We start from the raw sequence: 25,606 nt of genomic DNA, 5'->3' as shown, positions 1-25,606 counted from the left end.
ACTATAGTTTTGTTTCTGAATCTTGATCTTTAATTTCGATATCGTCAAAAATATCTTCTTCTTGGTTTTTAGAAAAACCTAATAAGGTTTTAATCTTATACATTAAACCTTTAGAAAATAATATAACACCAGCTACTGCTGCTACAACTGCTTGAATAATCATTGCGCCTAAACCTGGATCGAAATATAATAAATGCATATTGAAATTTTTTGTAAATATACTAAACTTAAACTTTACAATTATCTTAATTTTTTAGTTTAAATATCTCTAATGTATTTCTACACCAATAGAAAAGCTACTTACAATGGCTTCATTTAAAACTAGATAGTTTTAAAATACAGATATACCTAAAACCAAAATTACGCCAAATAGATTCACAGTATTAGCGTGAACTATTTGACGTAATTTTTATAATTGGATACTTAAGTTCTTACTTAAGCGATCTTGTTTCTTTTTCTATCTGTTTCCGATAACCAAATTTTACGTAAACGTAAGTGGTTTGGCGTTACTTCCACATACTCATCTTTTTGGATGTATTCTAAAGCTTCTTCTAAAGAGAATTTAATTGCAGGTACAATTTTAGCTTTATCATCTGCTCCAGAACTACGTACATTACTTTGCTTTTTAGCTTTAGTAATATTTACAGCCATATCATCTTGACGAGAGTTCTCACCAATTACTTGACCTTCATAAACACTTTCTCCTGGCTCAATAAAGAACTTACCTCTATCTTGTAATTTATCAATAGAGTAAGGAATCGCTGTTCCGTTTTCCATAGAAATTAAAGATCCAGAAATACGTCCAGGAATATCACCTTTTAATGGTTGGTATTCTTTAAAACGGTGTGCCATAATAGCCTCTCCAGCAGTTGCTGTTAGTAATTGGTTACGTAAACCAATAATACCACGAGAAGGAATCATAAACTCACAAATCATTCGTTCACCTTTAGCGACCATACTTAATAACTCACCTTTACGCTTCGTTACAAACTCTACCGCTTTACCAGATACTGTTTCTGGAAGGTCAATGGTTAATTCTTCAATTGGTTCACATTTAACACCATCAATTTCTTTAATGATTACTTGTGGTTGTCCAATTTGTAATTCATAACCTTCACGACGCATCGTTTCGATTAAAACCGACAAGTGTAATACACCACGACCAAAAACCATAAATTTATCTGCACTACCGGTTTCACCAAGTTTAAGTGCTAAGTTTTTTTCTAATTCTTTTTCTAAACGATCTTTAATATGACGAGATGTTACATATTTTCCATCTTTACCAAAGAAAGGAGAATCGTTAATAGTAAATAACATACTCATTGTAGGTTCATCTATTGCAATAGATTTTAAACCTTCAGGGTTTTCGATATCTGCAATGGTATCACCAATTTCAAATCCTTCAACACCAACAAGAGCACAAATATCTCCAGTTTGAACGCTTTCTACTTTCTTACGTCCAAGACCTTCAAAAATAAATAATTCTTTAATTCTTGTCTTTGTAACTGTTCCATCTGCTTTCACTAGAGAAACTTGTTGTCCTTCTACAAGAGTACCTCTTTGTAATCTACCAATCGCGATACGACCTGTAAAAGAAGAGAAATCTAAAGATGTAATTAACATTTGAGTAGTACCTTCTTCAAATTTAGGAGTAGGAACATGCTCTATAACCATATCTAATAATGGTTCTACATTGTCTGTTTCATTTTTCCAATCGTCACTCATCCAGTTGTTCTTAGCAGAACCATAAACGGTTGGAAAATCCAACTGCCATTCTTCAGCTCCTAATTCGAACATTAGATCGAAAACTTTTTCATGTACTTCATCAGGAGTACAGTTTTCTTTATCTACTTTATTAATAACCACACAAGGTTTTAATCCTAAATCAATCGCTTTCTGTAATACAAAACGTGTTTGAGGCATAGGACCTTCAAAAGCATCTACTAATAGTACAACACCATCAGCCATATTTAATACACGCTCTACTTCTCCACCAAAATCGGCGTGACCAGGAGTATCAATGATATTAATTTTTGTGTCTTTGTAAACTACAGATACGTTTTTAGAAGTAATTGTAATTCCTCTTTCACGTTCTAAATCGTTGTTATCTAGAATTAAGTCCCCAGTATTCTGGTTTTCTCTAAATAGTTGACAATGGTACATGATCTTATCTACTAATGTAGTTTTACCATGATCTACGTGTGCAATAATTGCGATATTTTTAATATTAGCCATAATAGTGCCTTATTTTAAGCGTGCAAAGGTACATTAAATTCTTGTGATAATATGCATCTTATTAAGTATTTATAATTTCTATAAAATATACTGACGCTCAACCGCTTATAAATAGCACTGTAAAAAAGTCCGTTTTTATGATTTTAACACTTTAACAAACCATAAATTAACATAACCTCTTTTTTTAGTTAATTATTTGTTATAATAGCAAAACAATGTAATTTTTATTCCTATTTTTCGTTCTAATATTTAATTACCCCCTAAAGTAATTAAAACAAAATTTTAATTTTTCCCTAACTGAAAAAAATAGCATTATGAACCTAATTACAAAGTACTCCAAATTTGTCCCATATTTATATTTCCTAACTATAATAGCGTATTGGTTTACAGACATTAACAAAATAGAAGGTGTTTCTGCCTACCCTATATTATTGTTTGGCATTCCATTTATATGGCAAATAATAAAACCTAACAACAGATTAAATTTTGGTTTAGGTATCACTTTTGTGTGTTTATCTTCTTATATGATAATTGCCTATATTTCTGAATCTCTTCAGATTGTTAATTTTTCAAACGTTACAAAACAGGTTGCCGTTTATAGCGGATTGTTTGTAGCCGCTAACTTTATCATGGCATTATGGATTATGAGAAATAGTATGAAAAAGAGTTTTTAATTTGATTATCTTTGTCGCTTAAATTTTAAGTAGATGAATCTTCAAGATATTCCAAAGATAAAACATACCAATTCTAACAATTTTTTCCTTTTAGCAGGACCATGTGCTATTGAGAGTGAAGAAATGGCATTTCGTATTGCAGAAAAAGTATTAGAAATAACCAATAAATTAGAAATACCTTACATATTTAAAGGAAGTTTTAAAAAAGCAAACAGAAGTAGAATTGATAGTTTCACAGGTATTGGAGACGAAAAAGCATTAGAAATTTTAAAGAAAGTTTCTGAAAAATTCGATGTACCTACAGTAACAGATATTCACGAAGTGAGCGATGCTGCTCTTGCTGCAAAATATGTAGATGTTTTACAAATACCTGCATTTTTAGTCCGACAAACCGATCTAGTGGTTGCTGCTGCAAAGACAGGTAAAGTGGTAAACTTAAAAAAAGGACAATTTATGAGTCCGGAAGCCATGAAACATGCGGTGCAAAAAGTAAAAGACTCCGGAAGCGATAAAGCTTGGATAACAGACAGAGGAACTATGTTTGGCTACCAAGATATGATTGTAGATTTTAGAGGCATACCAACCATGCGTCAATACGCTCCTACCGTTTTAGATGTTACACACTCTTTACAACAACCCAACCAAAGCGTTGGTGTTACCGGAGGAAGACCAGATATGATAGAAACTATTGCACGCGCTGGAATAGTAAACAATGTAGATGGTTTATTTATTGAAACACATTTTGATCCTGCTAACGCAAAAAGCGATGGTGCAAATATGTTACATCTCGATAATTTAGAAAAATTGCTTACCAACTTGGTAGCTATTAGAAAAACCATAAACGCATTATAATTACCCCAAATTTCTTTTTAATGAAAAATGCAACGCTAAAATATTTAGCACTATTCAGTCTTATATTACTTTCAACTACTACAATTGCACAAGAAGATGTTATTGCTCCAGAAAAATATACCGCTAACAATAAAGGAAAGTTCTTTATAAGCTGGGGAGGAAACAGAGAAACCTTTTCTAAATCGGATATTAGATTTCAAGGTGATGGTTATGATTTCACTATTCATGATGCTTCTGCAAAAGACAAACCAAAAGGTTGGCATGTCGATTATATAAATCCGACAAGGATGACCATACCACAAACCAACGTAAAGGTTGGTTATTTTATTTCCGACAAATACAATGTTGCATTTGGTGTAGACCACATGAAATATGTAATGAAAAGAAATAAATTCAAAAACGTGAGTGGTTATATAGACCTTCCAGAAGAGGAAGAAGGCAGTATTTACAATCAAGAATTTACTGGTGACGAATACTTTGTTTCCAAAGATTTCTTAAAATTCGAACACACTAACGGATTAAACTATGTGTATTTAGAATTAAATAGATTTGATGATATCTCATCCCTTTTAAAAATCAATAACACCGATACTTTTCAAATAAATATAACCGAAGGTTTTGGAGCAGGAGTTTTATACCCAAAAACAAACACGACACTTTTACAAAAAGATAGATATGATGAGTTTCATCTTGCCGGTTATGGTGTTTCATTAAACGTAGGATTAAACCTTACTTTCTTTAAATACTTTTTTATTGAAACCGATTTAAGAGGTGGTTTTATTAATATGCCAGACATTAGAACAACTAGCAATACTAATGAAAAAGCATCACAACACTTTTGGTACTTACAACGTGTTATTTCTGTTGGAGGAAGGTTTAGAATTTAATTATTAAACATTTCCGTTTAAAAGTTTCCAAAATAAAGAAACAACGCTCCTCCTTCTTTCAAGGAGGAGAATGAATTTTAAAGAAAGAGTTGCTTTTCTTTTACTATCTATTTATAAAAGCTTTTGTCTTTATTTTTATAGACCTCTTGAAGTATTTCTATAAAAACAGCACCCTCAATTTCTTCCAAGGTTTTATATCGTAAGGACTTTACTAATTTGCGGTTTTCACTAACCAAGTGTGCTTCGTATTTTTTAGGCAAATGAGCAGCATGCCAAAAACCAACATCTACAAACTCCTTTTTATGGCTTGCATTTAAATAACAAATAGGTTTGCTATTTATATAATAACACGGAATGCGCCACTTATATTTCAATGCTGCTTCAGGTAAGGTATGTTCTATAACTACTTGCAAATGCATTAAGATAGAACGATATGGTTCTGGTTGATTGATTATATATTGCTCTGCTGGATTCATAGTTTTATTTTATGTAAATTGTAATTATGAAACTACTAATATCTACATTTTTTTTCCTAATTTCTCTAGCGTGTCACTCTAATATATATGAGTATAACTCTAATATATATGAGTATAACTCTATAGATAAAAAAGTAGCGAGCTATCCTACTTTCAGAGATGCAAAAACTTTAACCATTAGAATTTCTAATGATTTTAAAACCGACATCGAAAAAGCTAGAGCTATTTTCACTTGGATTGCGTTAAATGTAAAATACAATGATGATTACAATAGTATATACATCAATAAAACACATAACATTTACTTTTCAGAATATCAAAAAAATAGAGCCCGACAAAAAAAAGAGGCCGATATAATAAAATACGTTTTTAATTCCAAAGAGGCGAACTGTTATGGGTACTCGATTTTATATAAAACGTTATGCAACAAACTACATATAGAATCTCAAATAATTTATGGTTTAACGAAATCTAGTATTAATGATATTGGTATAGATAGAGTAATTAAAGATCACGCATGGAATTCTGTAAAAATAAATAACAAATGGGAACTTATTGATGTTACCTGGTCTGCAGGATATCAAGACATGCTAACCAAAAAATTTATTAAAAGCTTTAATGATTTCTATTTCTTGACTTCTCCAAAAGAATTAATAAACGATCATTTTCCTGCGAAAAAGCAATGGCAATTAATAGAAAACACCATCAATCTTGAAGAATTCTTTGCTACTCCTATATTATATTCTGCTTATTTTAATTCGAATCTAAAAATAGCCAAGCAACATAGTGGCATACTTTATATCACTAAAAACACAAAGACTATCACTTTACATTTTGACACCATACCCCAAAAAACCAATTTGCACGCACTAATGGATAATGACTTTAGAGCAAAAAAAATAGTCGTTAAAAAGAATAAAATAAGTGGGTATTTGGTGACATTAAAAGTTAAAAACAAAAACGCTAAAAGTCTTACCATATTTAATAATGGAGAAGCAGTTATTGGTTTTAAAATAGAAACTCAAAACAACAATTTATAAATCTTAACAAAAAATTATGTTGGTAGATTCCTTTAATTTTATTTACTTTGTAATTCAAAGTACTTTTATATGGAAGCCAAAGATTATTTAAAAGACATCAGTGAGATTAAAAACCTAATGAATAAATCCTCCCGTTTTATTTCATTAAGTGGTTTATCTGGAATATTAGCAGGAGTCTATGCACTTATTGGTGCAGCTGTAGCTTTTTGGTTGGTTACCAATCATAGTTATGGTACATTACTTGTAGATGGTTGGGTTTTTAAAACGTGTGTGTTGATTTTAGCTTTAGTTGCTTTTTTTAGTATTACAACAGCAATATTTTTAACCACCAGAAAAGCAAAAAAGAACAACGAAAAAGTTTGGGATGGCACTTCTAGACGTCTTATTCTTAATTTTTTAATACCGCTTGTTACTGGGGGTATTTATATACTAATCATTTTAGCACAACAAAAATACGGACAAGCAGGAGCGTTAATGCTAATATTTTATGGTCTTGCTTTAGTCAACGCATCTAAATACAGTATTGGAGATATTAGATATTTAGGTTTCATAGAAATTATTTTAGGCTTAATTTGCGCACTATTACCTGGATACGGTTTTATCCTTTGGGTTCTTGGTTTTGGTGTCTTACACATTATTTACGGAACCATCATGTATATTAAATACGATAAAAAATGAGTAAAGCAATAAAAATTGGGTTCATAGCAACGATACTAGTTTATCTACTTGGAGTAACGTACACGTACTATTCCAATCAAAAATTCAGTCAGCAGTTTGAACGTTTTGATATAGACAAAAATGGTACTATTGATGATTATGAAAATTCTATACAAGCAGAATTATACCTCAGCCAAATGGCGAAACGAAAAACAACAAACCAAGGAATTATTATATTAATACCAGTTTCTATACTAATTGGTTTTATTTGTTTTGCAATGGCTATTCTTTTTAATAAGATGAAAACTATTGATGATAATGAAATTAATTATCAGTAGATGAGTATTCTAATAATTCTTATTCTAGCAATTCCATCCTACTTTTTATCGAAGTATGTTTTAAAAAAGCTACATCTAGGAAACGAGAAAAACAGAAAATTAATAGCCATAATTCCAGCTATATTTTTGAGTCCTATAATTTATTTCGGATTAATTTATTTATGGATATTTTCGGTTTCGTATTATCCTTCAAATGATTTTGATAAACAAGAATGGGAAACAAATATTGAGGAAAGATATAAAATGTCTGAAGATATCATGGAAAGCAAAATATTAATCGGAAAAACGAAAGAAGAAATAACGGAATTATTAGGAAAAGATTTTTACTCCTACAACCAAAATCACATTGCCTATGGCATTGGATTTGTTCCTGGACTTTTTAATATAGATCCAGACGTATTAGACATCTATTTTGAAAATGGAAAAGTAACCAAAGTACTGCAACACCAAAATTAAATAAAAAGATTCCTGCCAACACAGGAAATGTATGAGCATAATAACAAACATAAATAAAGCATTCGATCATCGCATTAGATTAGGCATCATGTCTATTTTAATGGTAAATGAGTATGCCGATTTTAAAACCTTAAAAGAGTTGCTAGAAGTTACAGATGGTAACTTAGCAAGTCATACCAAAGCGTTAGAAACAGCAGAATACATTACCGTAGAAAAACAGTTTATTGGCCGAAAACCCAACACACGTTATGCAACCACAAAACTTGGTAGAGCAGCATTTAAAAAACATATTGAAGCCCTAGAAAAAATAATTAATAAACAATAGTTTCCCTCCTTTTAGGGGATAATAAAAAAGCACAGGCTTTTTTTTTGAATCTTTTACTTTGAAATTCAAAGTACTTTATAAACTCAATTATCATGGAAGAAATACAAAAACAACACACAAACAAATTTGGCAACTGGATAAAAACATCCATTACAGCTAGAATGCTAATGATTGGCTTTTTAACCTTAGTATTATTAGTGCCTTTATCTTTTATAGAAAGTTTAATAAAGGAACGCTCCTTCAGGCAACAAGATGTAGTAAGTGAAATAAACCAGAAATGGGGAAATCATGTTTTAGTATACGGACCCATTTTAAAAGTGCCTTACAAAACCTATAGCGAAACCAAAACCTATAACGAAAAGACAAAAACCTATTTTAAAGAAACCCAAACGCATACCAATTACGCGTATATTTTTCCAGAAAAACTGGATACCAAAACAACTGTAGCATCTAAAACGCTAAACAGAGGCAACTTTGAATCTGCTGTATTTTCAACCAATATGGACTTTTCAGGAAACTACATTCCTACAGATCTTTCCGCTAAAGGAATAAAAAAAGAAGACATCATTTGGGACAAAGCAACGGTAATCATTAAAACCTCGAACCTAAAAGGAATTAAAAGTGAAATGCTTTTAAAACTAAACAGCAACACCTATACGTTTCAAACCAATTTTAACGATACAAATAGCAATAACCATTTAGATATTTTAGAATCTGGTTTTCTAAAAGAAGAGGATATTACCAAAACCGAAAACACCAATTTTAGTATCACCATGTCCTTTAATGGTAGTCAGCAAATAGAGTTAATTCCAATTGGTAAAACAACCACCATGAGCATGACTTCTAATTGGGCAGACCCAAGTTTTATTGGAAACTATTTACCAAACGACGAAACCAAAACCATCACCAAAGACGGTTTTCAAGCCGACTGGAAAATCCTACATATCAACCGAGCATTCTCGCAACAACACCTCAACAAAATACCAAACCTCAACTCTTTTGCTTTTGGGACCAAATTTATGGTCATGGTAGACGAGTATCAAAAATCCGAACGCTCGGCAAAATACGGTTTCCTAGTAATCGGTTTAACCTTCCTTATATTCTTCCTCATCCAAACCATGAGCAAAATAAATATTCACCCATTTCAATATTTAATGATCGGTATTGCACTCACCATGTTTTACACCTTACTCGTTTCCATATCCGAACACAGTAACTTTTTAAAAGCCTATCTCATCGCAGGAATCTCGGTAATTGCGCTCATCACGCTCTACTCTAAATCCATCCTAAAAACCTTTAAATTCCCATTATTTATCGGTTTATCACTAACCGCATTATACACCTTTATTTACGTAATCATTCAGTTAGAAAACTACGCACTATTAGTTGGTAGCATTGGTTTATTCATCATACTTGCAACCGTCATGTTTGTATCTAGAAAAATAGATTGGACTAACGGATAATTAATAACTAGGGCGTTACCCTCTTTCGCAAAAAGCTTCAGAGGGTCGGGCTTTCACTACTCGCTTTTTTGTATTTCAACTTAAGCGTAATCCATAATCTTTTATCACAAAAAGAGCTCAAACAAACCGTTCCATCCCTAACGCAAATAATAACTACAATGAAAAATATAATTTTAACAGGAAAAATAACAGCAGCATCTAGTTTTATAATTGGTACATTATTATTGGCTGTTTATCTATATTTTGATAATCCTTTTGGAATAGAAAAAATCGGATTTGGCTTTACATTAATTGCATTTTGGGTAAACCTCATTTTATTAATAATCCTAATCATCTCGGCATTTGTATCTCCACGTTTTAAAATAGAAATACTAAAAACTTGTGGCATCATGCTATTAAACATTCCAATAGCATATGGATATATTCTTTTGGTAATATGGTCTTTAGATTCGGGTAATACTTTTTAATCATGAAACTACAGTGCAACAAAACCTACCTAATTGCTTCTATAATCCTTTTTATAGTAGAAGTTTTAATCGCTATCTTTTTAAAAGATGGTTTTATACGCCATACTTTTGGAGATTACCTAGCAGTAATTCTACTCTATTGTATGTTTAAAAGCTGCATTACAACCAAACCCTTTTATATAGCAATAGTAGTTTTAATTATTTCTTACGGCATCGAGTTTTTACAACTCACCAATTTTCTAGAAATCACAAACCTAGACAACAACAAACTAGCAAAAATTATTTTAGGAAGTACTTTTAGCCTTTCCGATCTAATAGCATACACACTAGGTTTTATTAGCATCCTCATATTCGAATTCAAAACACAAAAACATGCATAATTTAAAACCCGTTTTATTTAGCCAATTCAAAGTCATTGCGATACTAAGCGTGTCTATGTTTTTAAGCATATTCTTGCTCATGGTACGCATGAAAATCACACATACTTTTTTCTTCATATTCTTAATATGGAATCTATTTCTAGCCGTGATCCCTTATGCTATAACCACCTATTTAAAAAGTAAAAAGAAAACCAATAAATGGCAGCTTGCAATCTGGTTTGGCATTTGGTTACTCTTTTTGCCAAATGCACCTTATATTGTTACCGACTTAATCCATTTAAAAATAAGCGAAAACCCATACTTTTGGTTAGATGTTTTAGTAATAACTTCTTTTGCATATAATGGTTTAATACTTTTCTTTTTAAGTCTAGCAGATATAAAAGAAGTATTACAAATGCATATCCGTACATCCAAAGTAAGCTATGTTATTTATGCGCTCTTTCCGCTAACCGCTTTTGGGATTTACTTAGGTAGATTTTTAAGATATAATTCTTGGGATATTTTACAAAACCCTATTACCCTTTTTAACGATATTTTAAACATGATTATACAACCATACCAACATTTAGAAGTTTGGCTATTCACAATTACTTTTGGTAGTTTTTTAGCAATTAGCTTTCGAATGTTTCAAGTATTTCAAAAAACAGAAAAAATTTAATCTTCTCTGTTCTTTTCTTGTAGTTTTCTAACAATATTGGCTGCAACCTTTCTAGGAAGTAATCTTGGTAAGGTAGCCAAGAACTTATTAAAGCCACCCGGAATAGCACATACTTTTCCTTTAAGCATGGCTTTATAACCATAAGCTGCTACTTCTTTTGCACAAGCCATATTAAAGGTTATTTTATTGTCTTTGCTATCTTCGGAAACGGTTTCTTGAAAATGCGTTTTTGTTGGTCCGGGACATAATGCCGTAACCGTAACTCCTGTTCCTTTTAACTCACAAGCAATAGCTTCAGAAAAAGAAAGCATATATCCTTTAGACGCATAATAAATAGACATTAAAGGTCCTGGTTGAAATGCTGCCAATGACGACATATTTAATATTTTTCCAGAACCACGTTCTACCATCCCTTCTAACACTAATTTGGTTAAATGGGTTGTAGTCATGATATGCACGTGTAACATCGCAGATTCACGTTCCCAATTGGTTTCATAAAAATTACCGAACAAACCAAATCCCGCATTATTTACAAGTACATCAACTGGTGCATTATCTATAGCATCCATGATTTCTTGTGCTATATTTGGAAGACTTAAATCTTTAGTTAGCGTTATTACTTCGACTTTAAAATCACGTTCTAATTCGGATTTAACTTTAGCGAGATTTTCTGCATCAATATCTACTAGAATTAATTTATAAGCATCTTTCGCTAATAAAAGAGTTAGTTCATAGCCTAATCCAGATGCTGCTCCTGTTATTAATGCTGTTTTGGTCATGGGAGGTTTTAAATCTTAAAATTATTTTCCGTTTACGTAATCTTGTAAATACGAGAATCTTTCTGTTAGTTTTTTATTTTCTGTGATTTTTGCACGTTTTAAAATACCACGCTTATCTTCATTAAAGAATGCAGGAATTACGTGTTCTAAAAACATTTCGCCAAAACCTTCACTTGCGTCTTTTGGTAATTCACAAGGCAAATTATCTACAGCCATAACCGTTATAGCGGCTTTTGCATTGAAAGCAACTTCGCTTTCGGTTTTAGCATCATATCCGTAAAAAGGATCTGCAATAGTGGATGCTTTTAATGTGGAAGCTACTGGTCCATCTACATCACAAGAAATATCTGTTACTAAATTAATTTTAAAGTCTGGTGACTTAGCATCTTCTCGGGTAAACAAATAAGGCGCATTGTTACCATAGAAATGTCCAGCGATAAAGAAATCGGTTTCTTTGGCATACGGCATAAAGTTACTTTCATATCCTGTTGGATCTTTATAAAAAGCCCACTTATCACCTACTTTACCATCTTTACGCTTTGCGTATTCCATCACATCTGCCATTACATAAACGGGTTCTGTAAATTTAGAGGTTAGGTAAAGTGCATCACTTACTTCTTTTATTTGCAAATGGTCTAGAATTTCTTTAGCACCAAGTGCTACTTTTCCTGTTCCTGTAAGTAGTATTTTTATATTTGGAAGTGTTATTTTATCTAGTTCTGCTTTTACAGCATCTAAGTCGGCAAGACCTTCTACTTTAGGCAAGTTAAATAATCCATCACGTAAACCTAGTGCTCTAAACCCGTTGTATGCTCCAACCAATCCTGCATAGCGCCCAAAACCAATAAGTCTTGCGCCACTTTGTTTTACAATAGTTTCATGATCATACATCTCGATGTTTCTTTCTAGCATTGCTAGAAGTAACTTACGGTTGTATGGTTGTTTTTTTATGGTATGTGAAAAGTAGAAATATTTCTTATTGGGAATTAAATTTTCAATAGGCACTTCCTTTACACCAATCATGACATCTGCATCTGACACATCATCTGTCACCTCAAAACCTAATGCTTTGTATGCTGCATCTGGAAATACGCGAATATCGCTAGACTCTACAACAAAAGTTGCTTGTGGAAATTGGGCACGAGCTTCGGCTAGTTTTTCTGGGGAGAAAACCACACGTCTGTCTGGTGGGTTTTTGCGTTCTTTTATGATGGCGAATTTCATTAAAAATTTATTTTTTCATTCTCACATAAGTGGGAGTCTGATGGTTATACTATTGGATTTATTCTAGCTACGAGTTCACGAATATTTGTCAGGAACGTGTGGTTGGAATAATTTTTGCACTAAAGTAATAGGAATTGCGAGGTTATACAAACTTTTTAATAACTTTGCATTTGTAAACCGATGCTTTTGTGTAGGTTTGCGCGCGTTAAGGATTGAGGCATTGTTGAAGCTCTTTTTTGTTTTTCCCAAAAAAAGCGACTGCCGAAAGCCTGACGTTTTATGATCCTGACAGGTTTTAAAAACCTGGGAGGTATGAATAAAAGGTAACGCACTAATTACCATTATAAATTTTGGGGTCGACTGGTTTTGACAGCGAGATTAACGAAACGGTAAGCACGTCGAGTAATGAAATTATACTCGTAAATACTTATTTCAACTTTTTAAACGGCGAGAATAACTACGCTTTAGCTGCCTAATCCGAATTATAGTAGGATTAAGCCTCGGCTCACTAGGTGAGCGAGCTTTATGTCTCCGGAAAGCCTTAGTTAATGGCGTTCCATTTGAGATATCGTAAAAATTGACTATGATTGTGTAGCGCTTTGATGCACTTTCGAGATAAAGAAGATAAGTTGTAAGTGGGTTGTCTTTAACCAGCTTGCAATCGAAAACCTAAGAAAAGAATAAACGTGTAGAAAGCTCTTTGGTTACTTGTTTGGACGAGAGTTCGATTCTCTCCGACTCCACAACACTCACAACTGCGTTGTGAATGAAAACAAAAGAAATCCGTCAAGTTTGCTTGAACGGATTTCGTTGTTTTTAATCCTCTGCCTTGTAAAGACAGGCAGTTGTAATTGCACCTTTTAAGTCACTAGAGAACAACAAAGTTATTCTCTCTGACTCCACCTTCGCCCTACGAAGCTTCATTTTTTTTTGAAGCGAAGTAGGGCTTTTTTATGTTTAATTCTTATTGGATATTAAATCTTTAGGACTTCGGTGGACTCGTCCATTTTTTTTACAAAGTTTCAAAATTAAAGAATCGAAGCAGAATATTTTCCTTAATTTAGAGATATGGAATTATCTTATGCTGTTTATATTTTAAAATGTAATAATGAAACCTATTATACGGGTTTCACTACTAATATTAAGAATAGATTAAAAGCGCATAAGAATAAAGAAGTACATTATACAAAAGACAAACTTCCTATTGAGTTAGTTCATTTATCTCAATTTATAGACAAACAAAAAGCTTACGATTTTGAACGCTATTTAAAAATGAGTTCTGGAATTGCTTTTAGGAATAAGAGATTGATTTAAAATTCACATATAAACTAGAACACAAAAAATCATCCAATTTGAAAACATAAAAAAACCAGAGAAGTTAATTTCTCTGGTTTTTTATTATAATTTATTAAATCGGTCAAACTATTTCTGGACAGCTCATTACTTAACAGCCAACCCTTCATGTTTCCATCGGGATATGCCGCCTTCTAAATCGTAGATTTTAGTAAATCCTGCTAACTGAAGTTTTTCTGCACATTTGGCACTTCTCCCTCCAGACTTACAATATAATAATACTGGTTTATCTTTATCTAACTTTAAAATGTCTTCATCAAAAGTTGGCGAAAAGAAGTCTATATTCTGAGCAGTTTCAATATAACCACTTTTAAATTCCTTTGGAGTTCTTACATCTACCAACTGCACTTTATCCATCTTTAAAAGCGCCTGCATTTCCTGTGTAGAGACTACTTCTATATTCGTTCTATCTGTGTCTTTACAGCTAAAAACACTTAAAGTTAGTACAGCAATTAATAGTATGGATACATGTTTCATTAGTTAGTTATTTTTTTATTTAGTTACTTCTCCTGTCCACTCACTAAATCCACCAAGTAGGTTGTGTGCGTTTTCAATACCTAGTTGATTCATGATAGCGCAAGCTTGTGCACTTCTTCCTCCAGATCTACAATATACGTAAAAGGTCTTAGTTTTATCTAAAGCTTGAATTTTACTCATGAATTCTTGTGGCTGATAAATGTCTATTACTATTGCATTTGGTATAATACCTTCGTCTGTTTCTTCTTCTGTTCTAACATCTAATATTACAGCATTTTCATCTTGCTGTAATTCTTCTTGCCATTCTTGTTGTGTTAAATCTGCCATTTTTTATTTTTTTACAAAATTAAGATTTCTTTAGTTAGTAGACGAAAAAAAATCCGAAGTATTACTACCTCGGATTTTTTTTTATTAATTTCAAGTCCGTTCTACACTTTAATAGAACACCCAATTGCTCTTGTTTGCTTTTCTTTAATTTCCTTTCCACTTAATAAAGCATCCACAGCATTCTCCACATACTTTTTATTTACAGCAGTTTCGTCTTGGTAATTATCATCTATTGCTCCAATATATTTAACTTCATTTCCTTTCTTCGTTTTTTGAAGAATATAAACATGCGGAGTTTTTGTTGCTCCGTATTGCGGATATATTTTTTGTCCGCTATCCATTAAATAAGGAAAAGTAAATCCTTTTGCTTTTGCTCTTGCTTGCATCGCCTCTAATCTATCTCCAGGTTGTACTTCCGGATTATTAGGCATAATAGCAATTACAGGATAGCCTTTATCTGCATATTTTTTATTTAACGCTTCTACTCTATCTTCATAAGCAACTGCATACGGACAAGTATTACATGTAAAAACGACAATATATCCTTTTGCTTCATTGAAATCTGCTAAAGAAACCATTTTACCATTTATGTTTTTTAAAGAGAAATCTGTTGCTATATCGCCAACTTGGTAACCAGGATTTATATTATTTTTATTTAAAGTAAATGCACTTACAAGCAATACTATCGCTAATGCGGAAACTATTTTAATCGACTTTTTCATAATTGTTATTTTTATTTAATGGTATATTATTTTCTTGTCTACGATTGGTTTTTTTTAATTCTAGTTCTTCCGAAGCATAGAAGTTAAAGTTACATCTATTTAATAAACTTATCTACTTCCGCTTTCAACTCCTCATAACTAAAAGATTGTTCGTAAAACGCACGTTTATCTTTGTTATAAATAACAGTTGCTGGTAATGCTCCAGACCACTCCTCACTCACCTTGGGAATCCATGCATTGGAATCTGGGTCATTTAATGCTACCACTTTAGATTTCAATTGATGCTTTTCTATAAAAGGTATTAGCTTTTTCTCGTATTGTTTCGGAAAATCTAAACTAACCAATAATACTTCTACACTTTTATTTTTATAGGTTTCATTGATTTTCTCAAAATGAGGTAACTCTTTAATACAAGGAGCACACCACGTTGCCCAAAAATTAATCACGTATATTTTATCATCTTCCCGATTTAAAAATTTTTCAAATGCCGTAAAATTATACTCCTCCACATTTAGCTTCGGTTCCACAACTTGTTCCTTTTCAATATTAGAAGAAACCGCTTTTATTTTGTCTTCTTGCTTACAACTTACAACCAAAACAAATACTATAAATAAAACTCTTAAATTCATAAATATAAAATTATACATTACCATAACAAGCACAAGTGTGTTTAACATAAATTTAATTTGAATTTTCTGTTTATTTTTTCTACATTTAGTAACACTTTTAAAACATTATATAACTGAAATACAATCTAATTGACAATACGGTTACTAGATAAGATTCGATTAATAGCCAACAATTCACTCTTAATATCTAGTAACTGCACAAACTACCATGAAAATGGTAGTTTTTTTTTTATAAAACATTGGTAGTTTATATTTAGATTTATATCTTTGAAGTAAATTAATAACAATTGAACACAATTTTAAATAATACTTGGTGGTGGAACTCTCGAAAAACAATCTTCGTGAACTAACGCTATACCGTATATTTAACCAAAATATCAAAAAAGGCTTGTCATTCACGACAAGCCTTTTTTTAATTTATAACCTTAATGAAAACATTCAGTCTTTATACACATCACAAAAAAATATTAGCAGATACCATTACTCCTGTTAGTATTTATCTTAAAATAAGAGATAAATATCCTAACAGTATATTGTTAGAAAGTAGTGATTATCATGCTAATGATAATAGTTTCTCTTATATATGCTTTAATCCTATTGCGTCTATTAAAGTAGAAAATAATGAAATCGAACAACATTTCCCGGATGGAAGTTTCAAAAAAAATTACACCAAAAACGTTTCGGTTACCGAAGAAATTCACAAATTCACACAGCGCTTTAAAGTAAACTCAGAAGAGAAATTCAAGTTTATCAATAATGGTATTTTTGGTTATACTGCTTATGATGCTGTTAAGTATTTTGAGGATGTAGAAATTTCAAAAAAAGAAAACTCTATAGAAATTCCTGAGATTTACTACGCCGTGTATCAAAACATCATAGCAATTAATCACTTTAAAAACGAAGCTTATATTTTTGCGCATTGTCATGATACTGAAAATAATATAGACGAAATACTGCAGCTTATAAAAGCGAAGAATTTTGCATCGTATAAATTTTCAAAAAATGGAGAGATTCATTCTAATCTTAGTGATGAAGAATATAAATCGCATGTAGAATTAGCAAAAAAACACTGTGCGAGAGGTGATGTGTTTCAACTAGTACTTTCTAAAAAATTCTCACAAGATTTTAAAGGAGATGAATTTAATGTTTATCGCGCTTTGCGAAACGTAAACCCTTCGCCTTACTTATTTTATTTCGATTATGGGGATTTCAAAATTTTTGGAAGCTCGCCTGAAGCGCAATTAATAATTTCGGATGGCAAAGCTGAGATTCATCCAATTGCTGGTACTTTTAAACGTACTGGAAATGATGAAAAAGATGCAGAATTAGCAAAACAACTTGCCGTAGACGATAAAGAAAATGCAGAACACGTGATGCTAGTAGATTTAGCAAGAAACGATTTAAGCAGAAATGGAAGCCAAGTAAAAGTAGAAACCTACAGAGAGGTTCAATTTTTCTCCCATGTCATACATTTAGTAAGTAAAGTCATTGGCGAAAAACACAAAAATGTTTCTACCATGCAAGTGGTTGCAGATACGTTTCCTGCGGGAACTTTAAGCGGCGCTCCTAAACATAAAGCCATGCAACTTATTGAAAAATACGAAAAAACTAGTCGTGCTTTTTATGGTGGCGCTATTGGTTTTATGGATTTTGAAGGCAACTTTAATCATGCCATTATGATTCGAACCTTTTTAAGTAAAGACCATCAACTGCATTGGCAAGCTGGTGCTGGAATTGTTTCCAAATCCAGTCCTGAAAACGAATTACAAGAAGTATACAATAAGTTAGGTGCATTAACAAAAGCTATAGAATTAGCAGAAAGAATATAATTTTGGCGTTACCACAAGGGTCAGGCTTTCTAGGCTCGCTATCAAAGATGAGCTCAAACAAACCTTTCAATCCTTAACGCAAAAGAATTAAGAATTAAGAATTAAGAATTAAGAATTAAGAAAACTAAATAATAAATTTTAAAAGGTCAAAAAACAGCAGGAAATCATGTCCTTATTTCCGACATAGTCGGAATCAACGATTTTCAGAAATAAAGAGCGAAGAAGCGAAACTGCGAAGCGTAGCTTCAAGTATGCAGCTTTGAAAGCGAATGGTGCTTTAGCAATTTCCTAACAAATCGTTTTGATTTTTTGGTTCGTTTTGCATCAAGGCAAAATGAACAGAAATAAAAAATAAAGTATAATTAATAAGATTCCCACTTTCGTGGGAAATACATATGAAAATAAAAGTATTAGTAATAGATAACTACGATAGTTTCACCTACAATTTAGTGCACTATTTAGAAGATTTAAATTGTGAAGTAACTGTAAAAAGAAACGACAAACTGACTTTAGAGGAAGTAGATGCTTTTGAAAAAATTGTACTTTCTCCAGGTCCCGGAGTTCCAGATGAAGCTGGTTTATTAAAAGAAATCATTAAAACATACGCACCAACAAAAAGTATTTTAGGGGTTTGTTTAGGTCAGCAAGCTATTGGAGAAGTTTTTGGAGGAAAAATAATTAACCTAGAAGAGGTTTACCATGGTGTTGCGACCAATATAAAAGTAACCGTGGATGACGAATCCCTTTTTAACGGATTAGATAAAACATTCCCCGTTGGCAGATACCATTCTTGGGTTGTAGATCCTAATTTACCAGAAGTATTAGAAGCGACTTCTTTGGATGAAAACGGACAAATAATGTCGCTACGTCATAAATTTTATGATGTTCGCGGTGTACAATATCATCCGGAATCGGTTTTAACTCCTAACGGAAAACAGATATTAGAGAATTGGGTTAAAAACTAGTATTCAGTAAGCAGTTGTAGTAAATAGTACTTACTCCAATGAATCTTGAATATAAAAATAAATATAAGATGTCACTTCGAGTGATTTTTGAAGCATGAAAAAATAGTATCGAGAAGCTTTTATAAGTTCTAAATACCATTGCAAGAAAAAATTAAAATCACTCGAACGGACGAAAAATAAAGTAACAAAAGATCCATTTAAAAGATTTCCGCCTTCGCGGAAATGATAAATAAAAATTTATCAATGAAACAAATATTAAACAGACTTATAAACCACGAAAACATCTCTACAGAAGAGGCGAAACAGGTTTTAGTAAATATCTCAAAAGGCGATTATAACCAAAGTCAGATTGCATCTTTCTTAACGGTGTACATGATGCGAAGCATTACCACCGAAGAATTAAAAGGATTTAGAGATGCATTACTCGAGTTGTGTATTCCTGTAAACTTATCCGATTATAATGCTATTGATTTATGCGGAACTGGTGGAGACGGAAAAAACACCTTCAACATTTCTACACTAGCATCCTTTGTAACTGCTGGGGCTGGCGTACATGTTGCTAAACATGGTAATTACGGTGTATCTTCGGCTTCAGGATCTTCAAACGTCATGGAAGCTTTAGGTATAAAATTCTCAAACCAAGAAGATTTCTTAAAACATTCCATAGAAACAGCAGGAATATGTGTTTTACATGCACCATTATTCCATCCTGCCATGAAAAATGTGGCTCCAATTCGTAAAGAACTAGGCGTGAAAACCTTTTTTAATATGTTAGGCCCAATGGTAAACCCTTCGTTTCCTAAAAACCAATTAGTTGGTGTTTTCAATTTAGAATTACAACGTATTTATGGCTATTTATATCAGGAAACAGATACCAATTACAACATTGTTCATGCATTAGATGGTTATGATGAGATTTCATTAACTGGGAATACCAAAATTATTTCCAATACCACAGAAACCATGTTAACGCCAAAAAACTTAAACGTAGAACAGATTAATCAAAGTGATATTTTTGGTGGTGATACGGTAAAGTCTTCCGCTAAAATATTTTTAAATGTTATAAAAGGAAAAGGAACCGAAGCTCAAAATAATGTGGTTTGCGCCAATGCAGGATTAGCAATTGCTACCGTAAATAAAATAGATCATCAAACCGGATTTGAACTAGCAAAAGAATCACTACTAAGCGGAAAAGCAAAAGCGAGCTTAGATGCTTTGATTGCATTAAGTAAATAATGTTAGCAGTTAGCAAAAATGAAAAGGGTTAAGAAGAAACAAGAACATAACAAAAAAGAAAGCCCTGAATCAATTCGTAGAATTGAACATTGAAATGCAGAAATAATGAGCGAAGGAATGGAGATGCAAAACGAAGCTTTAAGCACGAAATTCCGAAAGAGAATGTTCCGCAGGAATTTCCTCATTTCAATATGATTTTTTGGTTCGTTTTGCATCAAGGCAAAATGAACAGAAAGAAAATAAAAAACCAAGTTCCTGAATCTAATTCGGAACAAAAAAATAAAGATTAACATAAACAGGTTTCCGAATTACAGGAAAACAAATATGGATATATTAGAAAAAATAGTAAAAGACAAACGCATCGAAGTAAGCCTTCGTAAGCAACTAATTCCCATCCAACAATTAGAGCAATCTATTTTGTTTGAAAGACAAACCATTTCCTTAGCAAAAAACTTAAGAAATAGTACCTCTGGAATCATTGCAGAACACAAACGTCGTTCGCCATCCAAACAAGTAATCAATCATGATTTAAACATTTTTGATGTTGCTAAAGGATACGAAGATGCTGGAGTTTGTGGAATGTCTGTGCTTACCGACGGAAAATACTTTGGAGGTTCCTTAGACGATTTACTTACCGCAAGAGCAAGTTGCAACTTACCTTTGCTTCGTAAAGAATTTATCATAGACACCTATCAAATTCTAGAAGCCAAAGCGTATGGCGCAGATGTTATTTTATTAATTGCTGCTATATTAACAAGAGAAGAAATTAAGCAATTTTCAGAATTTGCAAAAAGCGTATCTTTAGACGTGCTTTTAGAAGTACATAACGAAGAAGAATTACACAAATCAATCATGCCTAGTCTAGATATGTTAGGTGTAAATAATAGAAATTTAAAAACGTTTGAAGTCAGCCTAGAAACTAGTAAAAAACTAAGTACATTAATACCTAACGATTTTGTAAAAGTTTCAGAAAGCGGAATTAGTTCTGTAGCAGCTATAAAAGAATTACAACCTTATGGCTATAAAGGATTCTTAATTGGAGAAAACTTTATGAAAACAGAAAACGCTGGCGAAAGCGCAAAACATTTTATTGAAGAATTAAACAATTAGTTTGTCATTCCGCACTGGATGCGGAATCCATTCTAAATAGTACTAACATAAAAAAGATTCTGAATCAAGTTCAGAATGACAAAAATTATGAAACTAAAAATATGCGGAATGAAATCCGAAAACAACATTTTAGATGTTGCCGAAATACAACCAGACTATCTAGGTTTTATATTTTATGAAAAATCACCTCGATACCTAAATACCGAAATTCCTGAATTACCAGAAAGCATTGAGAAAATTGGAGTTTTTGTAAATGCATCGCTCAACTATATTGTAGAAAAAATTGAACAATATGATTTACAAGGGGTACAATTACACGGCGATGAATCTCCAGAATTTTGCGAGCAGTTGAAGGAATATGATGTATTCGTTATAAAAGTATTTTCGGTAAAGAATCAATTCGACTTTAGCGTTTTAGAACCTTATGAAGATGTTTGTAAATACTTCCTTTTCGATACCAAAGGCAAAGAACCCGGAGGAAATGGATATCCTTTTAACTGGAATGTATTTAAAAAATACCCTTCTAAAAAACCATACTTTTTAAGTGGCGGAATTGGTCCTGAAGAAATAGAACCTTTATTATTATTCTTAAAGCGTCCAGAATCCGATTTATGCTGTACTCTCGATTTAAACAGCAAATTTGAAAAATTACCAGGAGTAAAAGATCTTAGCAAACTAAAAGAATTTAAACACCAATTGGCTATTAACAACTATATCCGTTAGGAATAGAATATTGAAAAACCATGAATTATAATATTAACGAAAAAGGATACTACGGCGAATTTGGTGGTGCATACATTCCAGAAATGCTGTATCCTAATGTAGAAGAGTTACGTCAAAACTATTTAAAAGTGATGGCAGAACCCGACTTTATAAAAGAGTTCGACCAACTTTTAAAAGATTATGTTGGTAGACCTTCTCCGCTCTATTTCGCAAAACGTCTTTCTGAGAAATACAATACTAAAGTATATCTAAAGCGTGAAGATTTAAACCATACCGGAGCGCATAAAATCAACAATACCATCGGGCAAATTCTAATGGCACAACGTTTGGGCAAGCACAGAATTATTGCCGAAACTGGAGCAGGACAACATGGTGTTGCCACCGCAACCGTTTGTGCATTAATGGGTCTGGAGTGTATTGTGTATATGGGCGAAATTGACATTGCAAGACAAGCACCAAACGTTGCTAGAATGAAAATGTTAGGCGCAACGGTTATTCCTGCATTATCAGGAAGTAGAACGTTAAAAGACGCAACCAACGAAGCCATTCGTGATTGGATTAACAATCCAGTAGACACCCATTATATTATTGGTAGTGTTGTTGGTCCGCATCCATATCCAGACATGGTCGCTCGTTTTCAATCTGTAGTTTCCGAGGAAATTAAATGGCAATTACAAGAACACGAAGGCAAAACACAACCCGATTATGTAGTCGCTTGTGTTGGTGGCGGAAGTAATGCCGCTGGTGCATATTATCACTTTTTACAAGATACAGACGTGAAACTAATTGCTGTAGAAGCTGCTGGTTTAGGAGTAGATTCTGGCGAAAGTGCTGCAACTTCTGTGTTAGGAAAAGAAGGCGTTATTCATGGTAGTAAGACACTATTGATGCAAACCAACGACGGACAAATAACAGAGCCATATTCCATTTCGGCAGGATTGGATTATCCTGGTGTCGGACCAATGCATGCACATTTATATAAAACAGGTCGTGCAGAATTTATTGCCATTACAGACGATCAAGCCATGAAGGCAGGACTGCAATTATGCAAGTTAGAAGGTATTATTCCAGCTATTGAAAGTTCGCATGCACTTGCTGTTTTCGAGCAGAAAAAGTTTCAACCAGAAGATATTGTGGTGCTTAGTTTATCTGGTCGTGGGGATAAGGATTTACAGAATTATATAGACTATTTCGAACTATAGTTTTTTCATTTCCGCGAAGGCGGAAATCTCATGAATTAAAAATGGAATTACATTATGTTTACATATTAACAAATAAAAATCATACTGTTCTTTATGTTGGCAGATCTAAGCAACCTAAAATTAGAATAAAACAACATAAAAACAATAGTTTAAAAACTTTTACTGGAAGATACAACGTAGATAAACTTGTCTATTTTGAAACTACCAAATATGTAAACAATTCTATAAAAAGAGAAAGACAAATAAAGAAATGGAATCGGGAATGGAAAGAAATTTAATAAATGATATGAATCCAGATTGGAAGGACTTATCAGATTTACTATAAAAAAACCATCACTAAAATTTAAAAGATTTCCGCCTTCGCGGAAATGAAAAGACACATTTTCAATGAATCGCATTCAAACAAAACTAAAAGAAAGCAAAAAGCTCTTATCCATCTACTTCACAGCAGGATACCCAAGTTTAAACGATACTACAACAATCCTTCAAAACTTAGAAAAAAGTGGTGTAGATATGGTAGAAATCGGATTACCATTCAGTGATCCTTTAGCCGATGGACCAACCATTCAAGCGAGTTCTACACAAGCTTTACAAAACGGCATGACTACTGAAGTACTTTTTAATCAGTTAAAAGATATCCGTAAAACCGTTTCTATTCCGTTAATCATCATGGGTTATTTCAACCCAATGTTACAATATGGTGTAGAGGCTTTCTGTAAAAAATGTCAAGAAATTGGAATTGACGGATTAATAATTCCGGATTTACCGGTAGATGTATATAACGACGATTACAAAGCTATTTTTGAAAAATATGGATTGATTAACGTGTTTTTAATAACTCCGCAAACATCGGTAGAACGCATCCACTTTATAGACGCTATCTCTAACGGATTTATTTACATGGTAAGTAGCGCAAGTGTAACAGGAAGTAGCTCTGGTTTCGGAGAAGAACAAACCAATTACTTTAAACGTATTGCAGATATGAAACTTAATAATCCGCAAATCATTGGTTTTGGTATTTCGGACAATGAAACTTTTACACAAGCAACCACACATGCAAAAGGAGCTATTATTGGTTCTGCTTTTATAAAACACCTTACCAATAAAGGGGTTGCTAATATGGACGCGTTTGTTTCTAACATTTTAAAATAGTTTAACGCAATGTTGTGAGAAGTTTTATAATTAAATAGTATCTTAAAATTGAACCAATATAAATACTTTAGATAATGGGAATGATTAGAGATAGAAAGAAATTTAAGACTACAGTAAGACAAACCAATCCAACTAATCCAAAAGGATATTCTAAGATGGAAACTAATGATTTTGATATAGATAAAAAAACCATTAAAAAACAACAAAATAAAACGAATAGCTAATTACGTTTAGCTTCGTTATTTAATGCCTATTCAGTATATTTGAATAGGCATTTTATATAAATTAACATTTATAAAATTTAAATATATGAAATATCATCTTATTATAAATAGTGTAAAATCCGTTGAAAAATTAGAAAATGCTTGGTCAGATTCCGATTATATAAATCTATTAGATAGGTTTGGATTAGCGAATGCAGAAACTTCTAAACCAGAAGAATTACTAGAGCTACTATATCTTGCAATTTCAGATTTTGAGCCAGAAGAAGCGGCAGCAATTGTACTAGATTATAAATTATCTAATCATTTAAACAAAAACCAAATAGACGAAATTTCGCATGAAATGTTATTAGATAAGATTTCTGAAGAATATGCAGATATTACATTACACCATGAATTATACAATATTAATCAATTGTTAAACAGCGCATATAACGGAACATTTCCTAATGCAAAAGCAACCATCATTACTTTTGAAATCACACCAAATAAAGAAGTTACCAAAGAGATTGTGTTAAAAGCGTTGTGTGTTACACTTGCAAATAACAATGTAATAAAAAGGCTATTTGTAGATCAATTAGCAGGAAAAGAAGCATTTGATGAGGCTGAAGATATTATTTGGAAATTAGAATCCAAAGAAAATAACACCTATGCGTTAACCACTTCAGACTATTGGATGAGTAGAGATGAATTTATTGATGCAGAATTTGATGTAAATATTTTGGAATTTGAAGAAGAAAACGAATAGT

32 protein-coding genes and 1 other RNA gene are annotated in these 25,606 nt (G+C 32.4%); 24 read left to right on the top strand and 9 right to left on the bottom strand.

Annotated elements, in window-relative coordinates; all coding sequences use genetic code 11:
- Position 1: 1 nt before the first annotated feature.
- Complete coding sequence (locus AMD28_RS04965; protein WP_055443057.1) at positions 2 to 199, bottom strand: hypothetical protein; 198 nt, start codon at positions 197 to 199, stop codon at positions 2 to 4.
- Positions 200 to 435: 236 nt separating this feature from the next.
- Positions 436 to 2,235 (bottom strand): translational GTPase TypA, encoded by a 1,800-nt coding sequence (typA, locus tag AMD28_RS04960; protein ID WP_055443056.1) that lies wholly within the window; start codon positions 2,233 to 2,235, stop codon positions 436 to 438.
- Between the two features lie 314 nt (positions 2,236 to 2,549).
- Between typA and AMD28_RS04955 the strand changes: the two genes are divergently transcribed.
- From AMD28_RS04955 to AMD28_RS04945, 3 genes are read left to right on the top strand one after another with little or no spacing between them, the layout of a single operon-like run.
- The gene (locus AMD28_RS04955) at positions 2,550 to 2,909 is read left to right on the top strand and encodes a hypothetical protein (protein WP_055443055.1); all 360 of its coding nucleotides are present in this window, start codon (positions 2,550 to 2,552) and stop codon (positions 2,907 to 2,909) included.
- A gap of 33 nt (positions 2,910 to 2,942) precedes the next feature.
- Positions 2,943 to 3,761, top strand: coding sequence for a 3-deoxy-8-phosphooctulonate synthase (gene kdsA / locus AMD28_RS04950; RefSeq protein WP_055443054.1), 819 nt, complete (start codon positions 2,943 to 2,945; stop codon positions 3,759 to 3,761).
- A 20-nt stretch (positions 3,762 to 3,781) separates the two neighbouring features.
- Positions 3,782 to 4,648: a hypothetical protein gene (locus AMD28_RS04945; RefSeq protein ID WP_055443053.1), complete on the top strand. Its 867-nt coding sequence runs from the start codon at positions 3,782 to 3,784 to the stop codon at positions 4,646 to 4,648.
- A gap of 107 nt (positions 4,649 to 4,755) precedes the next feature.
- Here AMD28_RS04945 and AMD28_RS04940 read toward each other — a convergent pair whose 3' ends face one another.
- Positions 4,756 to 5,124, bottom strand: a complete 369-nt coding sequence (locus tag AMD28_RS04940) for a DUF1801 domain-containing protein (RefSeq protein WP_055443052.1) — start codon at positions 5,122 to 5,124, stop codon at positions 4,756 to 4,758.
- Positions 5,125 to 5,150: 26 nt separating this feature from the next.
- On the opposite strand from AMD28_RS04940, the gene AMD28_RS04935 reads away from it, so the two are divergent.
- The 9 genes from AMD28_RS04935 (at position 5,151) to AMD28_RS04895 (ending at position 10,908) form a co-directional block, all read left to right on the top strand.
- A complete protein-coding gene (locus AMD28_RS04935; RefSeq protein ID WP_055443051.1) occupies positions 5,151 to 6,164 on the top strand; it encodes a transglutaminase domain-containing protein in 1,014 nt (337 codons plus the stop codon).
- A gap of 69 nt (positions 6,165 to 6,233) precedes the next feature.
- On the top strand, positions 6,234 to 6,842 hold the full coding sequence (locus AMD28_RS04930) for a hypothetical protein (RefSeq protein WP_055443050.1): 609 nt from the start codon (positions 6,234 to 6,236) through the stop codon (positions 6,840 to 6,842).
- The gene (locus tag AMD28_RS04925) at positions 6,839 to 7,159 is read left to right on the top strand and encodes a hypothetical protein (protein WP_055443049.1); all 321 of its coding nucleotides are present in this window, start codon (positions 6,839 to 6,841) and stop codon (positions 7,157 to 7,159) included. The genes AMD28_RS04930 and AMD28_RS04925 overlap by 4 nt, the downstream gene beginning before the upstream one ends.
- Positions 7,160 to 7,615, top strand: a complete 456-nt coding sequence (locus AMD28_RS04920) for a hypothetical protein (protein WP_055443048.1) — start codon at positions 7,160 to 7,162, stop codon at positions 7,613 to 7,615. It abuts the gene before it with no gap.
- A gap of 31 nt (positions 7,616 to 7,646) precedes the next feature.
- Entirely contained in the window at positions 7,647 to 7,940 is a 294-nt protein-coding gene (locus AMD28_RS04915) for a winged helix-turn-helix domain-containing protein (protein WP_055443047.1), read from the top strand.
- Positions 7,941 to 8,032: 92 nt separating this feature from the next.
- Positions 8,033 to 9,403 (top strand): cell envelope integrity protein CreD, encoded by a 1,371-nt coding sequence (creD, locus tag AMD28_RS04910; protein WP_055443046.1) that lies wholly within the window; start codon positions 8,033 to 8,035, stop codon positions 9,401 to 9,403.
- A gap of 158 nt (positions 9,404 to 9,561) precedes the next feature.
- Positions 9,562 to 9,870: a hypothetical protein gene (locus AMD28_RS04905; RefSeq protein WP_055443045.1), complete on the top strand. Its 309-nt coding sequence runs from the start codon at positions 9,562 to 9,564 to the stop codon at positions 9,868 to 9,870.
- Between the two features lie 2 nt (positions 9,871 to 9,872).
- Positions 9,873 to 10,250, top strand: coding sequence for a ribosomal maturation YjgA family protein (locus tag AMD28_RS04900; protein WP_055443044.1), 378 nt, complete (start codon positions 9,873 to 9,875; stop codon positions 10,248 to 10,250).
- Complete coding sequence (locus AMD28_RS04895; RefSeq protein ID WP_083478241.1) at positions 10,243 to 10,908, top strand: DUF1361 domain-containing protein; 666 nt, start codon at positions 10,243 to 10,245, stop codon at positions 10,906 to 10,908. Before AMD28_RS04900 ends, AMD28_RS04895 begins: the two co-directional genes overlap by 8 nt.
- On the opposite strand, the gene AMD28_RS04890 is transcribed toward AMD28_RS04895, so the two are convergent.
- Both AMD28_RS04890 and AMD28_RS04885 read right to left on the bottom strand, forming a co-directional pair.
- Complete coding sequence (locus AMD28_RS04890; RefSeq protein WP_055443042.1) at positions 10,905 to 11,687, bottom strand: SDR family NAD(P)-dependent oxidoreductase; 783 nt, start codon at positions 11,685 to 11,687, stop codon at positions 10,905 to 10,907. The genes AMD28_RS04895 and AMD28_RS04890 overlap by 4 nt on opposite strands.
- A 21-nt stretch (positions 11,688 to 11,708) precedes the next feature.
- Positions 11,709 to 12,911, bottom strand: coding sequence for an NAD(P)-dependent oxidoreductase (locus AMD28_RS04885; protein ID WP_055443041.1), 1,203 nt, complete (start codon positions 12,909 to 12,911; stop codon positions 11,709 to 11,711).
- Positions 12,912 to 13,263: 352 nt separating this feature from the next.
- On the opposite strand from AMD28_RS04885, the gene ssrA reads away from it, so the two are divergent.
- Positions 13,264 to 13,657: a transfer-messenger RNA gene (gene ssrA / locus AMD28_RS18335) on the top strand.
- A 322-nt stretch (positions 13,658 to 13,979) separates the two neighbouring features.
- Positions 13,980 to 14,225 carry a GIY-YIG nuclease family protein gene (locus AMD28_RS04880; protein ID WP_055443040.1) on the top strand — a complete coding sequence of 82 codons (246 nt, stop codon included), beginning with the start codon at positions 13,980 to 13,982 and terminating at the stop codon, positions 14,223 to 14,225.
- A 126-nt stretch (positions 14,226 to 14,351) separates the two neighbouring features.
- On the opposite strand, the gene AMD28_RS04875 is transcribed toward AMD28_RS04880, so the two are convergent.
- The 4 genes from AMD28_RS04875 to AMD28_RS04860 all read right to left on the bottom strand — a co-directional run bounded on the left by AMD28_RS04875 (position 14,352) and on the right by AMD28_RS04860 (position 16,419).
- Positions 14,352 to 14,741 carry a rhodanese-like domain-containing protein gene (locus tag AMD28_RS04875; RefSeq protein WP_055443039.1) on the bottom strand — a complete coding sequence of 130 codons (390 nt, stop codon included), beginning with the start codon at positions 14,739 to 14,741 and terminating at the stop codon, positions 14,352 to 14,354.
- Positions 14,742 to 14,756: 15 nt separating this feature from the next.
- Entirely contained in the window at positions 14,757 to 15,068 is a 312-nt protein-coding gene (locus tag AMD28_RS04870) for a rhodanese-like domain-containing protein (RefSeq protein WP_055443038.1), read from the bottom strand.
- 101 nt (positions 15,069 to 15,169) lie between these two features.
- Complete coding sequence (locus AMD28_RS04865) at positions 15,170 to 15,790, bottom strand: thioredoxin family protein (RefSeq protein ID WP_055443037.1); 621 nt, start codon at positions 15,788 to 15,790, stop codon at positions 15,170 to 15,172.
- Between the two features lie 95 nt (positions 15,791 to 15,885).
- The gene (locus AMD28_RS04860; RefSeq protein WP_055443036.1) at positions 15,886 to 16,419 is read right to left on the bottom strand and encodes a TlpA disulfide reductase family protein; all 534 of its coding nucleotides are present in this window, start codon (positions 16,417 to 16,419) and stop codon (positions 15,886 to 15,888) included.
- 428 nt (positions 16,420 to 16,847) lie between these two features.
- Here AMD28_RS04860 and AMD28_RS04855 point away from each other — a divergent pair, with 428 nt between their 5' ends.
- The 10 genes from AMD28_RS04855 to AMD28_RS04810 all read left to right on the top strand — a co-directional run bounded on the left by AMD28_RS04855 (position 16,848) and on the right by AMD28_RS04810 (position 25,605).
- Complete coding sequence (locus AMD28_RS04855; protein WP_055443035.1) at positions 16,848 to 18,248, top strand: anthranilate synthase component I family protein; 1,401 nt, start codon at positions 16,848 to 16,850, stop codon at positions 18,246 to 18,248.
- A gap of 395 nt (positions 18,249 to 18,643) precedes the next feature.
- Complete coding sequence (locus tag AMD28_RS04850) at positions 18,644 to 19,213, top strand: anthranilate synthase component II (protein ID WP_055443034.1); 570 nt, start codon at positions 18,644 to 18,646, stop codon at positions 19,211 to 19,213.
- A gap of 243 nt (positions 19,214 to 19,456) precedes the next feature.
- Positions 19,457 to 20,449, top strand: coding sequence for an anthranilate phosphoribosyltransferase (gene trpD, locus AMD28_RS04845; protein ID WP_055443033.1), 993 nt, complete (start codon positions 19,457 to 19,459; stop codon positions 20,447 to 20,449).
- A 324-nt stretch (positions 20,450 to 20,773) separates the two neighbouring features.
- Entirely contained in the window at positions 20,774 to 21,559 is a 786-nt protein-coding gene (trpC, locus tag AMD28_RS04835; RefSeq protein ID WP_055443031.1) for an indole-3-glycerol phosphate synthase TrpC, read from the top strand.
- Between the two features lie 87 nt (positions 21,560 to 21,646).
- Positions 21,647 to 22,282: a phosphoribosylanthranilate isomerase gene (locus AMD28_RS04830; protein WP_055443118.1), complete on the top strand. Its 636-nt coding sequence runs from the start codon at positions 21,647 to 21,649 to the stop codon at positions 22,280 to 22,282.
- 20 nt (positions 22,283 to 22,302) lie between these two features.
- A complete protein-coding gene (gene trpB, locus AMD28_RS04825; protein ID WP_055443030.1) occupies positions 22,303 to 23,484 on the top strand; it encodes a tryptophan synthase subunit beta in 1,182 nt (393 codons plus the stop codon).
- Positions 23,485 to 23,525: 41 nt separating this feature from the next.
- Positions 23,526 to 23,762 carry a GIY-YIG nuclease family protein gene (locus AMD28_RS04820; protein ID WP_241492442.1) on the top strand — a complete coding sequence of 79 codons (237 nt, stop codon included), beginning with the start codon at positions 23,526 to 23,528 and terminating at the stop codon, positions 23,760 to 23,762.
- Between the two features lie 109 nt (positions 23,763 to 23,871).
- Positions 23,872 to 24,636 carry a tryptophan synthase subunit alpha gene (trpA, locus tag AMD28_RS04815; protein ID WP_055443029.1) on the top strand — a complete coding sequence of 255 codons (765 nt, stop codon included), beginning with the start codon at positions 23,872 to 23,874 and terminating at the stop codon, positions 24,634 to 24,636.
- A 74-nt stretch (positions 24,637 to 24,710) separates the two neighbouring features.
- Positions 24,711 to 24,860 (top strand): hypothetical protein, encoded by a 150-nt coding sequence (locus AMD28_RS18695; RefSeq protein ID WP_162838498.1) that lies wholly within the window; start codon positions 24,711 to 24,713, stop codon positions 24,858 to 24,860.
- Positions 24,861 to 24,945: 85 nt separating this feature from the next.
- A complete protein-coding gene (locus AMD28_RS04810; RefSeq protein WP_055443028.1) occupies positions 24,946 to 25,605 on the top strand; it encodes a hypothetical protein in 660 nt (219 codons plus the stop codon).
- Position 25,606 lies beyond the last annotated feature (1 nt).

Source organism: Lacinutrix himadriensis, from assembly GCF_001418105.1.
Taxonomy (GTDB): domain Bacteria; phylum Bacteroidota; class Bacteroidia; order Flavobacteriales; family Flavobacteriaceae; genus Oceanihabitans; species Oceanihabitans himadriense.
Note: the sequence above shows the minus strand (reverse complement) of the source record. Positions and strands in the feature narration are given on the sequence as shown.